Genomic DNA, 14296 nt, shown 5'->3' on the forward strand with positions numbered 1-14296 from the left:
GTAGACGAAGCGACCTGGAAAGGTCCGTCGTAGAGGGTAACAACCCCGTAGTCGAAACTTCGTTCTCTCTTGAATGTATCCTGAGTACGGCGGAACACGTGAAATTCCGTCGGAATCTGGGAGGACCATCTCCCAAGGCTAAATACTCCCTAGTGATCGATAGTGAACCAGTACCGTGAGGGAAAGGTGAAAAGCACCCCGGAAGGGGAGTGAAAGAGATCCTGAAACCGTGTGCCTACAAATAGTCAGAGCCCGTTAATGGGTGATGGCGTGCCTTTTGTAGAATGAACCGGCGAGTTACGATCCCGTGCGAGGTTAAGTTGAAGAGACGGAGCCGCAGCGAAAGCGAGTCTGAATAGGGCATTTAGTACGTGGTCGTAGACCCGAAACCAGGTGATCTACCCATGTCCAGGGTGAAGTTCAGGTAACACTGAATGGAGGCCCGAACCCACGCACGTTGAAAAGTGCGGGGATGAGGTGTGGGTAGCGGAGAAATTCCAATCGAACCTGGAGATAGCTGGTTCTCCCCGAAATAGCTTTAGGGCTAGCCTTAAGTGTAAGAGTCTTGGAGGTAGAGCACTGATTGAACTAGGGGTCCTCATCGGATTACCGAATTCAGTCAAACTCCGAATGCCAATGACTTATCCTTAGGAGTCAGACTGCGAGTGATAAGATCCGTAGTCAAGAGGGAAACAGCCCAGATCGCCAGCTAAGGTCCCAAAGTGTGTATTAAGTGGAAAAGGATGTGGAGTTGCTTAGACAACTAGGATGTTGGCTTAGAAGCAGCCACCATTTAAAGAGTGCGTAATAGCTCACTAGTCGAGTGACTCTGCGCCGAAAATGTACCGGGGCTAAATACACCACCGAAGCTGCGAATTGATACCAATGGTATCAGTGGTAGGGGAGCGTTCTAAGTGCAGTGAAGTCAGACCGGAAGGACTGGTGGAGCGCTTAGAAGTGAGAATGCCGGTATGAGTAGCGAAAGACGGGTGAGAATCCCGTCCACCGAATGCCTAAGGTTTCCTGAGGAAGGCTCGTCCGCTCAGGGTTAGTCAGGACCTAAGCCGAGGCCGACAGGCGTAGGCGATGGACAACAGGTTGATATTCCTGTACCACCTCTTTATCGTTTGAGCAATGGAGGGACGCAGAAGGATAGAAGAAGCGTGCGATTGGTTGTGCACGTCCAAGCAGTTAGGCTGATAAGTAGGCAAATCCGCTTATCGTGAAGGCTGAGCTGTGATGGGGAAGCTCCTTATGGAGCGAAGTCTTTGATTCCCCGCTGCCAAGAAAAGCTTCTAGCGAGATAAAAGGTGCCTGTACCGCAAACCGACACAGGTAGGCGAGGAGAGAATCCTAAGGTGTGCGAGAGAACTCTGGTTAAGGAACTCGGCAAAATGACCCCGTAACTTCGGGAGAAGGGGTGCTTTCTTAACGGAAAGCCGCAGTGAATAGGCCCAAGCGACTGTTTAGCAAAAACACAGGTCTCTGCGAAGCCGTAAGGCGAAGTATAGGGGCTGACACCTGCCCGGTGCTGGAAGGTTAAGGAGAGGGGTTAGCGTAAGCGAAGCTCTGAACTGAAGCCCCAGTAAACGGCGGCCGTAACTATAACGGTCCTAAGGTAGCGAAATTCCTTGTCGGGTAAGTTCCGACCCGCACGAAAGGTGTAACGATTTGGGCACTGTCTCAACCAGAGACTCGGTGAAATTATAGTACCTGTGAAGATGCAGGTTACCCGCGACAGGACGGAAAGACCCCGTGGAGCTTTACTGTAGCCTGATATTGAATTTTGGTACAGTTTGTACAGGATAGGCGGGAGCCATTGAAACCGGAGCGCTAGCTTCGGTGGAGGCGCTGGTGGGATACCGCCCTGACTGTATTGAAATTCTAACCTACGGGTCTTATCGACCCGGGAGACAGTGTCAGGTGGGCAGTTTGACTGGGGCGGTCGCCTCCTAAAGTGTAACGGAGGCGCCCAAAGGTTCCCTCAGAATGGTTGGAAATCATTCGTAGAGTGCAAAGGCATAAGGGAGCTTGACTGCGAGACCTACAAGTCGAGCAGGGACGAAAGTCGGGCTTAGTGATCCGGTGGTTCCGCATGGAAGGGCCATCGCTCAACGGATAAAAGCTACCCCGGGGATAACAGGCTTATCTCCCCCAAGAGTCCACATCGACGGGGAGGTTTGGCACCTCGATGTCGGCTCATCGCATCCTGGGGCTGTAGTCGGTCCCAAGGGTTGGGCTGTTCGCCCATTAAAGCGGTACGCGAGCTGGGTTCAGAACGTCGTGAGACAGTTCGGTCCCTATCCGTCGTGGGCGTAGGAAATTTGAGAGGAGCTGTCCTTAGTACGAGAGGACCGGGATGGACGCACCGCTGGTGTACCAGTTGTTCTGCCAAGGGCATAGCTGGGTAGCTATGTGCGGAAGGGATAAGTGCTGAAAGCATCTAAGCATGAAGCCCCCCTCAAGATGAGATTTCCCATAGCGTAAGCTAGTAAGATCCCTGAAAGATGATCAGGTTGATAGGTTCGAGGTGGAAGCATGGTGACATGTGGAGCTGACGAATACTAATAGATCGAGGACTTAACCATATAATATGAAGCAATGTTATCTAGTTTTGAAAGAATATAAAAAACTTATTGACTTTAAAAGTTGAATAAGTTAAAATGATTCTTGTCTTAAATGAATATAGTCTGGTAATGATGGCAGAGAGGTCACACCCGTTCCCATACCGAACACGGAAGTTAAGCTCTCTAGCGCCGATGGTAGTTGGGACCTTGTCCCTGTGAGAGTAGGACGTTGCCAGGCAAATGGAGGATTAGCTCAGCTGGGAGAGCACCTGCCTTACAAGCAGGGGGTCGGCGGTTCGATCCCGTCATCCTCCACCATTTATGTCGGAGGGGTAGCGAAGTGGCTAAACGCGGCGGACTGTAAATCCGCTCCTTCGGGTTCGGCAGTTCGAATCTGCCCCCCTCCACCATTTCTTAATTATTGGGCTATAGCCAAGCGGTAAGGCAACGGACTTTGACTCCGTCATGCGCTGGTTCGAATCCAGCTAGCCCAGCCATTAAGAGCCATTAGCTCAGTTGGTAGAGCATCTGACTTTTAATCAGAGGGTCGAAGGTTCGAATCCTTCATGGCTCACCATTTTCAATAAAATATGCGGGTGTGGCGGAATTGGCAGACGCACTAGACTTAGGATCTAGCGCCTTTGGCGTGGGGGTTCGACTCCCTTCACCCGCACTTTTAATAAAATATCTCATAACATGTCTTGCGGAAGTAGTTCAGTGGTAGAATACAACCTTGCCAAGGTTGGGGTCGCGGGTTCGAATCCCGTCTTCCGCTCCAATTTTCAATATGACATGCCGGGGTGGCGGAACAGGCAGACGCACAGGACTTAAAATCCTGCGGTGGGTGACCACCGTGCGGGTTCGACCCCCGCCCTCGGCACCATATGCGCCCGTAGCTCAATTGGATAGAGCGTTTGACTACGGATCAAGAGGTTAGGGGTTCGACTCCTCTCGGGCGCGCTTTTATTAACGGGAAGTGGCTCAGCTTGGTAGAGCACCTGGTTTGGGACCAGGGGGTCGCAGGTTCAAATCCTGTCTTCCCGATTTTCCCAAAAACATGGGGCCTTAGCTCAGCTGGGAGAGCGCCTGCCTTGCACGCAGGAGGTCAGCGGTTCGATCCCGCTAGGCTCCACTTTATTTATTATATGTCTCGGAGGTATACCCAAGTTCGGCTGAAGGGATCGGTCTTGAAAACCGACAGGCGGTGAGAATCGCGCGGGGGTTCGAATCCCTCTACCTCCTCCATTTTCTTTTGAAATGGTTTAGCTACATATAATAATAAAATATTTATTTTCCTTCATGGAGGTATACCCAAGTTCGGCTGAAGGGATCGGTCTTGAAAACCGACAGGCGGCGAGAGTCGCGCGGGGGTTCGAATCCCTCTACCTCCTCCATTTTTAAAATATTATATTGTCGCGGGGTGGAGCAGTACGGTAGCTCGTCGGGCTCATAACCCGAAGGTCGCAGGTTCAAATCCTGTCCCCGCAACCAAATGGTCCCGTGGTGTAGTGGTTAACATGCCTGCCTGTCACGCAGGAGATCGCCGGTTCGACCCCGGTCGGGACCGCCATTTATGTTGGCTCGGTAGCTCAGTCGGTAGAGCAGAGGACTGAAAATCCTCGTGTCGGCGGTTCGATTCCGTCCCGAGCCACCATTTTTTTTATGCCGGCTTAGCTCAATTGGTAGAGCAACTGACTTGTAATCAGTAGGTTGGGGGTTCAAGTCCTCTAGCCGGCATCATTTAGGGGCATAGTTTAAAGGTAGAACTGAGGTCTCCAAAACCTCCAGTGTGGGTTCGATTCCTACTGCCCCTGTAAAGTATATGGGCCTATAGCTCAGCTGGTTAGAGCGCACGCCTGATAAGCGTGAGGTCGATGGTTCGAGTCCATTTAGGCCCACCATATATTTATTCCGCAGTAGCTCAGTGGTAGAGCTATCGGCTGTTAACCGATCGGTCGTAGGTTCGAGTCCTACCTGCGGAGCCATGGCCCGTTGGTCAAGTGGTTAAGACACCGCCCTTTCACGGCGGTAACACGGGTTCGAATCCCGTACGGGTCATAAAGAAAGAGTCAGCAATATGCTGGCTCTTTTTTATTGTGTATAATCCTCTTTTTTATCATCTTATTTTCCTCAAATAAATAAAGGGATTTAGGAAAAACTATGGTATGTATTAAAAGGAGGAGATAAAAAATGACGCAAGTTAGAGACTTTATGAGTACTCATATTGTACATTGTACACCGTTAGATAATGTATATGAGGCTGCTGTAAAAATGAAGGAAGAATCAGTTGGATTGATTCCTGTTCTTGAAAATGAACAAGTCGTTGGGCTTGTTACTGATCGAGATTTAGTTGTTCGAGGGATTGCTGAAAAACATCCTGGGTCTAATAAAATTACAAATGTAATGACGACAAACATTGTTTCGGTTTCTCCAGATGATTCTATTGAAAAAGCTACAGAATTAATGGCACAGTATCAAATTAGACGATTGCCAGTAGTTGAGGGCGGTCAACTTGTCGGGATGCTAGCATTAGGTGATTTAGCTATAAGAGAAGCGGCAGATGATCAAGCTGGGTTCGCTTTAAGTGAAATCTCGGAACGTACGGAATAAAGTTAAACTTTAATTAGTGAAAGTGTTATTGTCCACAAATAGTGGGATAAATGATGGATAAAAATCAGATACATTATTCTAGTATATGTGGATTAAACTAATATATTAGCGTGATGTATCTGAGACATTATATAATAAGTACATAGTTAAGGTTTTCGACAGTTTATTTAAATTTTTCATTCCTAATTTTAAATAAGAGAAAAAGTGATATACTGATAGATATAAGTATTATGATAGGTTTTGAATATAACAATATTTATTTTTAGTGTTGTAATAATCAATTAATATTTCCTACGTAGATAAAGTGAAACTTTAATTATTGGGGGGGTTGTCCATCCTCCAACGATTATTCGTTGAACCAATCGGGCTTTTACGGGCAGTTTTATTTCCCACCTAACTTCCTCGCATTCACTGGATTTTGAGGTGGGCGTCTTACTGCCCGGCAAATAGCGGGATAAAAAGGGAAGGGGAATTATATGAGGGCTGTACAGGGCGATCCAAATTGGAATTTGGTTACAGATACATATATAGAACCAAATAATTTTGCTGAATTATTATCTTTACTTGTACCTTGTCACCCAAAAGGTGAAGGAAAAGAGCGAACTATATTAGCATGGAAAGAAAAAGAATTTTATAAAGAAGAAAATTTAGCAGCAGTTATCGTTTATGGAATGAATAGAGTAAAGAATTTACCACAGTTTCATAAAGATGAAATTCCAACCTTAGTACGTATTCTTCGTTTATGTCAAGAGATTGGTTGGTATGAAGAGGCAAATACTTTTATGGTAACACAAGGGCTAGCTGAATTTGTCCAAACTTCATTGGAATATGAAACATGGGATCTTTTGACACAAGCAGTTGCTTTAAACTATTTAGTTATTAAATATCGTGTCGGGGAATTAACAGATGGGGATGTAGAAATTTGGGATAGAGTTAAATTTAATGAGAAATGTATAACAAATTGTAAACATCTATTATCTCAAAAAGAAATATTAGAGTTTACATTCTTCTATATGTGTAAGAGGGCTAAAGCACAGTCAAAAGAGCAGCTGAATAGTGATATGATGAGTCTAGCGATGTATTGTAATACTTTTGTGTATGATTTATATAGACATGACTTGTTGCGAAAGTATCGTAAGTGTACAGATTTTCTATCATATTATGGACCTAGTCAAGTAGTTTTAGCTTGTCAAAGAGCTGTACTTTCTCAAATTTCAGATCGATTAGATCCACTAAAGACAACTCATGTAGATGATTATTTATATGTGATGAAAGAAATGATGGAACATATGACAATAGGTATAATGGATCGATATAACCATTTTATCGGAAAGTTATTATCATACGTGCCATTTTTCGAAATGATTCAAGTTCCACAGCATGCATATTATTGTGAAGAATTACTGTATATTTGTAAGGGCATTGAATATAAAGAGGAAATACTACGCAATTATATATTTATACAATTACATGATTGTTTACCATCATTCTTTAAACTATTTCTTAAAAATAAGCGTTATGCGACGATTCATGATATTCTTTTCTATTGGTGTGACGATGAACAAAGAATGGGTTTAGAGAAAAAATATAATCTTAGTTTTATTTATGAAAAATATGCTTGTGGCTAAACAGTATTTTACATATGAAAAATTAATATAAATTAAAAAGGATCTCAATGTTATGTGAGATCCTTTTTTGTTAGTAAAACAAGGAGAAAGTGATTAAGATGAGAAATAGCATTCCATATAGGAGAAGTTGTGCAGTATAACTTCCTTGTATACCAAAAAAAGTATTTAGTTTTCCGTATAAATTCAATATATATTTCATTGTGTTATCTTTGAAAGATTGGTACACAGTGTCTCCTCTTTCTAAGCTTCTTGTTCATGTTTTTTATTATTAGGGACATTAATGTATCTAGCTATGAATAATAAAACAGCCATAAAGAATACGGGAATTATAGTAGATAAATAAAAGCCATTACTAATAACATTTGTTATAAGGGCACTTAATAGAAAAATAGCATTATAAACATGGGCAACTTTTTGCTTTAGTCGCACTTGAAATGACTCCATCATAATTTCTAGAGCAACAAAAGCAATGATAATAGATAAAAATACAGTGTTTGTATTGTAAATTATTAAACAACAGATTAAACCTAAAAAGGCTAAGTATTCAATGAAGAGAGGTATATTGCGTGGCATACAATTTACCTAACTAAATACGGCAGTGGATTTACTGCATTTGTTTTTTCAAAATTCCATTCTCCATTATGTAATTCGAAATGGAGGTGTTGTCCGTATGAATGACCTGTGTTACCCATATGACCTAGTAATTGTCCAGTTTGTATTTGATCACCAGCTTGTACAGTGCGATCTTTCATATGAGCATAAACTGTTGTATATAATTTCCCGTTTATTTGATGGGCGATGAACACTACATTGCCATAACTAGCTGAATAATATGATTTAATAACTTTACCTGCAGCGGCAGCTTGAATGGAGACGTTACCTTGTGCTGCAATATCTATTCCATAATGCATTTGTTCCCAGCGTATATCAAAGGTTGAGCTGATTTTTCCTTGAGTAGGGAATTTGAAAACTGCTGGAATAGCTGAAGATTGAGCTGTTTGAGCTTGTGATTGCTGTTGATTTTGTACCACATAGTGTTTGGCCACATACCCGTATCCTGTGCCAAAACGAATTTTATACCAAGTTCCTACTGTTTCTACTACTTGTATCTGTGTACCGTTTTGTAAAGAACCAAGTAGAGTACCATTTGTGCTAGCATTGCTACGTACATTTAATTTAGGTGTTGCAACAGTATATTTCGTATCATTTTGAACTGTGATTCCTTTTACTAAGGGCTGCGAACCATTAGATACGAATGCTTTTTGTACATAACCTGTTTGACCGTTATGTGAAATTTTATACCATTCGCCTTGTTCTCCTTGAATAGTCACGAACTTACCATTTGGTAATACATCTAAAATGGAAGATTCTAAATTAGGTTCAGAGCGAACGTTCAATGCATTAGCATTGACGATGTATTGATTAGTAGATTGAAGTTTGTTTTTTTGCAGAATAGCATCTTTTTGTACATAGCCTACTTTATTATTAACAGATACTTTATACCAATCCTTCGTTGTTTTAAGTATGTTAACTTTCGTATTAAAGCGAATTGTATCAAGGGATGTGCTATTTGTATTATCTTCTTTATGTAAGGCTACTTGATCGACTTTGACATATCCAGTTTTGACATTAGATAATTGTTCAGCGTTTGCTTTTTGTACATTTGTTTCGCCCATAGAAGGAAGTAATGAGGCGATTGCGACAGTAGTTGCTGTTAGAGCTGTAGCTTTCATATTCATATAATAGAGACCTCCTCTAGTTGTATAGTTAGTTGTAATTTTATTATAGTATAAAGATATAATATAGTGGGTGTATTCACATAAATGTAATATGAAATCAATATAAAAATAAATTTTTTCAGGATAATGATTCCTTTTTGTGGAATTAATTGGTATTTTATTTTACGAAATAGAATAATAATTATTATATAACTCTGTAATTTCGTTGACAATTGAGAAAATTAAAACAGTTGATGATGTCTTATTAGGGTGTTATACTGACAGTGATAATTTTATAGTTTGCTAGGAGAGCTGGTGTTGCCAGCTGAGAGTAAGACCTTAAGTCTTTGATCCTTTTCATTACCTGATCTAGATTATGCTAGCGTAGGGAAGCAATTCGGACACTAATGATGAGTCCCCGTTTCTTTGCGTATAGAAACGGGGCTTTTTTATTTGAAAATTTTATATTGAAACCACTAGGGGTGCTTTTCGTGCTGAGAGAGGAATAATCCTTAACCCTTACAACACCTGATCTAGGTAATACTAGCGAAGGGAAGTGGAACAACGAATAAACTATAATTTTATTTGTTGTAACCACTTCTGATTATAGAAGTGGTTTTTTATTTAGATACATATATTGAAGGGGGAAATAGAAATGAAATTTTGTAATAGATTGTTAGAAACTGTACAACCAGTTTGGGAGATGAGTCATAATCATCCATTTGTAGTAGGGATGGGGGATGGCACGTTAGAAAAAGATAAGTTTCAGTATTACATTATTCAAGATTATTTATATTTGTTAGATTATGCAAAGCTATATGCCATCGGTGTTGTAAAGGCAACGAATCCACAAGTAATGGGAAAATTTGCTGAACAAATTGATGGAATATTAAATGGAGAAATGACGATCCATAAACAGTATGCAAAAAGGCTTGGAATTTCTATAGAGGAGATAGAATCAGCAAAACCATCTGCTAAAAATTTAGCTTATACAAATTACATGATGTCTGTATCTCAAAATGGCACAATTGCGGAATTAATAGCAGCACTTCTTCCATGTATGTGGAGTTATTGGGAAATTGGAAAGCGTTTAAATGATATTCCTGGAGCGAGAGATCATGAGTTCTTTGGTGAGTGGATTCAAGGATATAGTTCTGAAGAATACGGTAACCTTTGTATTTGGTTAATAGATTTATTAGATGAAATGGCAATTGGAAAGTCAGAGCGAGAGCTAGAAAGATTAGAGGAGATTTTCTTATATTCCAGTCGATTTGAATATTTATTCTGGGATATGTCCTATCGTAAGGAGATGTGGGGATTTGAGGAGCAAGAACATACTACAGTTTCATAATGTTTCTTTTCATTATGATGAGAAGCCAATCATCGATGAATTAAATACTTCTATACAAGAGAAAGAGTTTGTAAGCATTATTGGGCCAAGTGGCTGCGGGAAAAGTACTCTATTTCGCCTTATTACAGGCTTAGAAGAAGTTAGTACTGGACGGATAGAGCTGACAGAAACAAAAAGTCATCCTGTAGGGTATATGCCTCAAAAAGATATGCTCCTGCCGTGGAGAACAATTATTGAGAATGCTGCTTTGCCACTAGAATGTCAGGGTGTACAGAAGAAAGAAGCACAAGTAAAGGCAAAGGAACTGTTACATAAATTTGGTTTACAAGGATACGAGGGAAAATACCCGAAAGATTTATCTGGCGGTATGAGGCAGCGCGTATCTTTTATCCGAACATTATTAACAGGCGGAGAGATATTATTGCTAGATGAACCGTTTAGCGCATTGGACGCTTTAACGAAGGCATCTTTGCAAGAATGGTTGTTTGAACAATGGAAAGAGTGGGAAAAAACAATTTTATTTATCACTCATGATGTGGAAGAAGCGTTGTTTCTTTCGAATCGAATTTTAGTGGTGGAACAGCAGCCGATAACTACTTTGACTGAACGGATTGTGCCGCTTGATCATAACAGAACACGAAAAGATTTATATAAACCGGATGTGTTAGCGCTGAAAGATGAGCTTCTTAGTATGTTACAAAGGCAGGTACTCGTATGATGAACCGATTGAAAGAATTAGTTCCTGCCATTACACTTTCTAGCATTTTACTCGTTATGTGGGAAATAGGAGCAAGAATTGTAGATGAAATGTACATTTTACCGTCACCGTCAGCAATTGTAATGAAGATATGGGAACTAAAAGACATATTATTTACGGTTCATTTACCGGCAACGTTATACGTCGTTTTAATAGGTGTTGTTATTTCTATCGTATTAGGTGTAGGGCTAGCGATGTTAATGAATGCGAGTACATGGATGGAAAGGGCATTTTATCCATTATTAGTTGCCTCACAAACGATTCCTATTACAGCGCTTGCTCCGCTTTTCGTTTTATGGTTTGGATATACCCTCTGGAGTAAGGTTGTTGTTACAGTTTTAATTACGTTTTTCCCTATTGCGGTCAATACGTATGACGGACTGCGTAGTACGAAAAAAGAATGGGAGGAGCTCTTAGTTACATATGGAGCAACGAAGAAAGATGTTTTTCTTAAGTTAAAGTTACCGTCTGCTCTTCCTTATTTTTTTTCAGCTTTAAAAATTGCAGTTCCGCTTAGTGTAATTGGGGCAGCAATCGGTGAATGGCTCGGTGCACAAGCTGGGCTTGGTTATTTCAGTAAGAGAATGATGACACAGTTAGATGGAGCTGGTGTATTTGCACCCATTGTATTGTTATCATTATTAGCTATTTTCTTCGTCATACTTATTTCCATATTAGAAAAGAAATTCATTAGTTGGAGGAAGCATTCATGAAATTTTTAAAACGCATCTTTGTGTTTACATTATTAGTTGCAATGATTGCAGGATGTTCGAGTAATTCAGCATCAGATAAAAGTAAAAAAGAGAAAGAAATAACGGTTATGCTCGATTGGTACCCAAATGCGGTACATAGCTTTATTTATGCAGCAATTGAAAAAGGCTACTTTAAAGAAGAAGGAATAAAGGTAAATATAAAATTCCCTTCTAATCCAACTGATCCATTAACTTTAGCTGCAGCAGGGAAAGTGACAGTTGGTTTGTATTATCAGCCAGATGTTGTTATGGCCAGAGCAAATGAACAAATTCCAGTGAAATCAATTGGAGCTGTCGTACGTTCACCGTTAAATCATGTCGTATCGCTGAAATCAGCAGGTATTCAATTACCGAAAGATTTAGAAGGAAAAACAGTAGGATATTCTGGAACTCCTTTAAGTGAAGCATATTTAAAAACAATGATAAAAGAAGCTGGTGGTAATCCTGATACGGTGAAAGTAGTTGATGTTGGCTTTGATTTAGTACCAGCGTTAATTACGAAAAAAGTGGATGCTGTAACAGGAGCATACATTAACCATGAAGTACCTGTTATGCGTCATGAAGGCCATGAACCAGCGTACTTTAATCCAGCAGAATATGGTGTGCCGAATTATCATGAACTTGTTTTCGTAACAGGTGATAAAACGTTGAAAAAAGATAAAGAAGCATTGCAAGCCTTTTTACGTGGGGCAAAAAAAGGGTATGACTTTATGAAGAAAAGCCCTGATGAAGCATTAAATATTTTATTAGATCATCAAGAAAAAGAAAACTTCCCGCTTGTACCAGAAGTTGAAAAAGAAAGCATGAAAATTTTATTAGAGAAGATGGAAACGAAAGATGAGCCATTTTTATCAGATTCAAAAGAGTCATGGGAGAAACAAAACAAATGGTTGAAAGACAAAGGAATGACGAAAGAAATTGTTCCTGCCGATGAATTATTCGAAAACATTTTAAAGTAGGCGAATGAATATGAAAAATGAGCTCCATGTAATCTCAAATGGCCATATGCCATTCGAAGAGTTAGTGAATGTAGCGATGCAAATTGAGAGTGAGATTGATTATTTGCATATTCGTGAGCGTGAGAAAAGTACGAAGGAATTATATAAAGGGGTGGAAAGTCTTTTGAAAAAAGGCTTTCCAGCATCTAAGCTTGTTATAAATGATCGAATTGATATCGCCATTTTATTAAACATTCCGCGTGTTCAACTAGGATACCGAAGCGCAGATGTAAGGTTAGTGAAAGAAAAGTTTTCTTATTTGCATGTCGGTTATTCAGTACACTCGTTAGAGGAAGCGATAGTAGCATTTAAAAATGGAGCGGATTCACTCGTTTATGGTCATGTATTTCCGACAGATTGTAAAAAAGGTGTGCCAGCGAGAGGACTTGAAGAAATTTCAGACATTGCAAGCTGTTTATCTATACCGATTACAGCGATTGGAGGAATTACCCCAGAAAACACAGTAGATGTTCTTACTAACGGTGTAAGCGGTATAGCAGTTATGTCCGGAATTGTAAGTAGTAGTAACCCATATAGCAAAGCGAAATCTTATAAGGAATCAATAAGAAAGTGGGCGGAAAAACATGTGTGAGAAGTATGATGTAGCGATTATTGGCGGTGGTGTAATTGGTAGCTCAGTTGCACATTTTCTAGCAGAAAGAGGACATAAAGTAGCAATTATAGAGAAGCAAAAAATTGCATCAGAAGCTTCTAAAGTAGCTGCTGGCCTGCTTGGTGTTCAAGCAGAATGGGATGCGTATGACCCGCTATTTGAACTTGCTAGAGAAAGCCGAGCTATATTTCCACAACTTGCAACAGTTTTACGTGAAAAGACGGGTATTGATATTGGATATGAGGAGAAAGGGATATATCGTATTGCACAAAACGAAGATGAGAAGGAAAGAATTCTTCACATTATGGATTGGCAACAGAAAACAGGTGAAGATTCATATTTTCTAACGGGAGACCATTTACGGGAAAAAGAGCCATTTCTATCCGAATCCATTATAGGAGCGGTATATTATCCGAAAGATGGTCACGTTATTGCACCAGAGCTTACGAAAGCATTCGCGCATTCTGCATCAATTTCCGGTGCGGATATATATGAACAGACAGAAGTGTTTGATATTCGTATTGAAAATAATAAAGTGACTGGTATTGTTACGAGCGAAGGTATAATCACATGCGAAAAAGTGGTGATTGCCGGTGGCTCATGGAGCACGAAGTTACTAGGTCATTTTCACCGCGAATGGGGTACATATCCAGTTAAAGGAGAAGTAGTAGCGGTAAGAAGTAGAAAACCACTTTTAAAGGCACCTATTTTCCAAGAAAGATTTTATATTGCTCCAAAGCGCGGCGGACGTTACGTAATTGGAGCAACGATGAAGCCGCATACGTTTAATAAAACTGTACAACCGGAAAGCATTACTTCTATATTAGAGCGTGCTTATACAATATTGCCAGCTTTAAAAGAAGCAGAGTGGGAAAGCGCATGGGCAGGATTAAGACCACAATCGAATCACGAAGCTCCTTATATGGGAGAACATGAAGAAATAAAAGGTTTATATGCTTGTACGGGCCATTATCGAAACGGCATTTTATTAAGCCCTGTTTCTGGTCAATATATGGCGGATTTAATAGAAGGAAAGCAGGAGAATCACTTGCTAGATTCATTGCTTTCTAAAACGGTTTAGAAAGGGGATGGAAGTTTGAATTTAAAAATTAATGGTAACCAAATTGAAGTACCAGAGAGTGTAAAAACAGTAGCTGAGTTACTTACACATTTAGAGTTAGATAACAGAATTGTTGTAGTAGAGCGTAATAAAGATATTTTACAAAAAGATGATCATACAGATACATCTGTTTTTGATGGAGACCAAATTGAGATTGTAACTTTCGTAGGAGGCGGTTGATT

The 14296-nt window shown here is 40.4% G+C and carries 11 protein-coding genes, 20 tRNA genes, 2 rRNA genes and 2 riboswitches (1 of these 35 running past the window's edge); of the genes, 31 read left to right on the forward strand and 2 right to left on the reverse strand.

Annotated elements, in window-relative coordinates:
• From ACUN26_RS00410 to ACUN26_RS00525, 24 genes are all read left to right on the forward strand, one after another.
• Window positions 1-2588, forward strand: a 23S ribosomal RNA gene (locus ACUN26_RS00410); it begins 334 nt to the left of the window's first position.
• 101 nt (window positions 2589-2689) lie between these two features.
• Window positions 2690-2805: ribosomal RNA gene (gene rrf / locus ACUN26_RS00415) — 5S ribosomal RNA — on the forward strand.
• Between the two features lie 4 nt (window positions 2806-2809).
• A tRNA-Val gene (locus ACUN26_RS00420) sits at window positions 2810-2885 on the forward strand.
• Between the two features lie 8 nt (window positions 2886-2893).
• Window positions 2894-2977 (forward strand) — tRNA-Tyr (locus ACUN26_RS00425).
• Between the two features lie 12 nt (window positions 2978-2989).
• Window positions 2990-3064, forward strand: a tRNA-Gln gene (locus ACUN26_RS00430).
• Window positions 3065-3068: 4 nt separating this feature from the next.
• Window positions 3069-3144: transfer RNA gene (locus ACUN26_RS00435), tRNA-Lys, on the forward strand.
• Window positions 3145-3159: 15 nt separating this feature from the next.
• Window positions 3160-3240: transfer RNA gene (locus tag ACUN26_RS00440), tRNA-Leu, on the forward strand.
• A gap of 30 nt (window positions 3241-3270) precedes the next feature.
• Window positions 3271-3345 (forward strand) — tRNA-Gly (locus ACUN26_RS00445).
• Window positions 3346-3361: 16 nt separating this feature from the next.
• Window positions 3362-3450 (forward strand) — tRNA-Leu (locus ACUN26_RS00450).
• Between the two features lie 3 nt (window positions 3451-3453).
• Window positions 3454-3527: transfer RNA gene (locus tag ACUN26_RS00455), tRNA-Arg, on the forward strand.
• Between the two features lie 10 nt (window positions 3528-3537).
• Window positions 3538-3611 (forward strand) — tRNA-Pro (locus ACUN26_RS00460).
• Window positions 3612-3626: 15 nt separating this feature from the next.
• Window positions 3627-3699: transfer RNA gene (locus ACUN26_RS00465), tRNA-Ala, on the forward strand.
• Window positions 3700-3719: 20 nt separating this feature from the next.
• A tRNA-Ser gene (locus tag ACUN26_RS00470) sits at window positions 3720-3812 on the forward strand.
• 56 nt (window positions 3813-3868) lie between these two features.
• Window positions 3869-3961, forward strand: a tRNA-Ser gene (locus ACUN26_RS00475).
• A 20-nt stretch (window positions 3962-3981) separates the two neighbouring features.
• Window positions 3982-4058, forward strand: a tRNA-Met gene (locus tag ACUN26_RS00480).
• Window positions 4059-4061: 3 nt separating this feature from the next.
• Window positions 4062-4137 (forward strand) — tRNA-Asp (locus ACUN26_RS00485).
• An 8-nt stretch (window positions 4138-4145) separates the two neighbouring features.
• Window positions 4146-4221: transfer RNA gene (locus ACUN26_RS00490), tRNA-Phe, on the forward strand.
• Window positions 4222-4231: 10 nt separating this feature from the next.
• Window positions 4232-4304 (forward strand) — tRNA-Thr (locus ACUN26_RS00495).
• Between the two features lie 6 nt (window positions 4305-4310).
• Window positions 4311-4381 (forward strand) — tRNA-Trp (locus ACUN26_RS00500).
• 10 nt (window positions 4382-4391) lie between these two features.
• Window positions 4392-4468: transfer RNA gene (locus ACUN26_RS00505), tRNA-Ile, on the forward strand.
• A gap of 9 nt (window positions 4469-4477) precedes the next feature.
• Window positions 4478-4552: transfer RNA gene (locus tag ACUN26_RS00510), tRNA-Asn, on the forward strand.
• A gap of 1 nt (window position 4553) precedes the next feature.
• Window positions 4554-4625: transfer RNA gene (locus tag ACUN26_RS00515), tRNA-Glu, on the forward strand.
• 132 nt (window positions 4626-4757) lie between these two features.
• Complete coding sequence (locus ACUN26_RS00520; protein ID WP_000195540.1) at window positions 4758-5177, forward strand: CBS domain-containing protein; 420 nt, start codon at window positions 4758-4760, stop codon at window positions 5175-5177.
• A 476-nt stretch (window positions 5178-5653) separates the two neighbouring features.
• Window positions 5654-6805, forward strand: coding sequence for a DUF3965 domain-containing protein (locus ACUN26_RS00525; RefSeq protein WP_001203042.1), 1152 nt, complete (start codon window positions 5654-5656; stop codon window positions 6803-6805).
• Between the two features lie 240 nt (window positions 6806-7045).
• On the opposite strand, the gene ACUN26_RS00530 is transcribed toward ACUN26_RS00525, so the two are convergent.
• Both ACUN26_RS00530 and ACUN26_RS00535 read right to left on the reverse strand, forming a co-directional pair.
• Window positions 7046-7378, reverse strand: coding sequence for a hypothetical protein (locus ACUN26_RS00530; protein ID WP_001137815.1), 333 nt, complete (start codon window positions 7376-7378; stop codon window positions 7046-7048).
• 5 nt (window positions 7379-7383) lie between these two features.
• Window positions 7384-8544, reverse strand: a complete 1161-nt coding sequence (locus ACUN26_RS00535) for an SH3 domain-containing protein (RefSeq protein ID WP_001056043.1) — start codon at window positions 8542-8544, stop codon at window positions 7384-7386.
• Window positions 8545-8818: 274 nt separating this feature from the next.
• A riboswitch (TPP riboswitch) is annotated at window positions 8819-8931 on the forward strand.
• A 60-nt stretch (window positions 8932-8991) separates the two neighbouring features.
• Window positions 8992-9095, forward strand: a riboswitch (TPP riboswitch).
• A gap of 83 nt (window positions 9096-9178) precedes the next feature.
• On the opposite strand from ACUN26_RS00535, the gene tenA reads away from it, so the two are divergent.
• The 7 genes from tenA to thiS are packed head-to-tail and all read left to right on the forward strand — an operon-like array spanning window position 9179 to window position 14294.
• Window positions 9179-9874 (forward strand): thiaminase II, encoded by a 696-nt coding sequence (tenA, locus tag ACUN26_RS00540; RefSeq protein ID WP_000666917.1) that lies wholly within the window; start codon window positions 9179-9181, stop codon window positions 9872-9874.
• Window positions 9843-10592: an ABC transporter ATP-binding protein gene (locus ACUN26_RS00545; RefSeq protein WP_001256787.1), complete on the forward strand. Its 750-nt coding sequence runs from the start codon at window positions 9843-9845 to the stop codon at window positions 10590-10592. The genes tenA and ACUN26_RS00545 overlap by 32 nt, the downstream gene beginning before the upstream one ends.
• Window positions 10592-11344 carry an ABC transporter permease gene (locus ACUN26_RS00550; RefSeq protein ID WP_002038041.1) on the forward strand — a complete coding sequence of 251 codons (753 nt, stop codon included), beginning with the start codon at window positions 10592-10594 and terminating at the stop codon, window positions 11342-11344. The genes ACUN26_RS00545 and ACUN26_RS00550 overlap by 1 nt, the downstream gene beginning before the upstream one ends.
• On the forward strand, window positions 11341-12342 hold the full coding sequence (locus ACUN26_RS00555) for an ABC transporter substrate-binding protein (protein WP_000670423.1): 1002 nt from the start codon (window positions 11341-11343) through the stop codon (window positions 12340-12342). The genes ACUN26_RS00550 and ACUN26_RS00555 overlap by 4 nt, the downstream gene beginning before the upstream one ends.
• A 10-nt stretch (window positions 12343-12352) precedes the next feature.
• Window positions 12353-12973, forward strand: coding sequence for a thiazole tautomerase TenI (gene tenI / locus ACUN26_RS00560; protein ID WP_000787173.1), 621 nt, complete (start codon window positions 12353-12355; stop codon window positions 12971-12973).
• Window positions 12966-14075 carry a glycine oxidase ThiO gene (gene thiO / locus ACUN26_RS00565; protein ID WP_000333292.1) on the forward strand — a complete coding sequence of 370 codons (1110 nt, stop codon included), beginning with the start codon at window positions 12966-12968 and terminating at the stop codon, window positions 14073-14075. The genes tenI and thiO overlap by 8 nt, the downstream gene beginning before the upstream one ends.
• 15 nt (window positions 14076-14090) lie before the next feature.
• Complete coding sequence (gene thiS / locus ACUN26_RS00570) at window positions 14091-14294, forward strand: sulfur carrier protein ThiS (RefSeq protein ID WP_001049505.1); 204 nt, start codon at window positions 14091-14093, stop codon at window positions 14292-14294.
• The last annotated feature ends 2 nt before the right edge of the window (window positions 14295-14296 follow it).

It is taken from the genome of Bacillus sp. WC2503 (genome assembly GCF_052682895.1).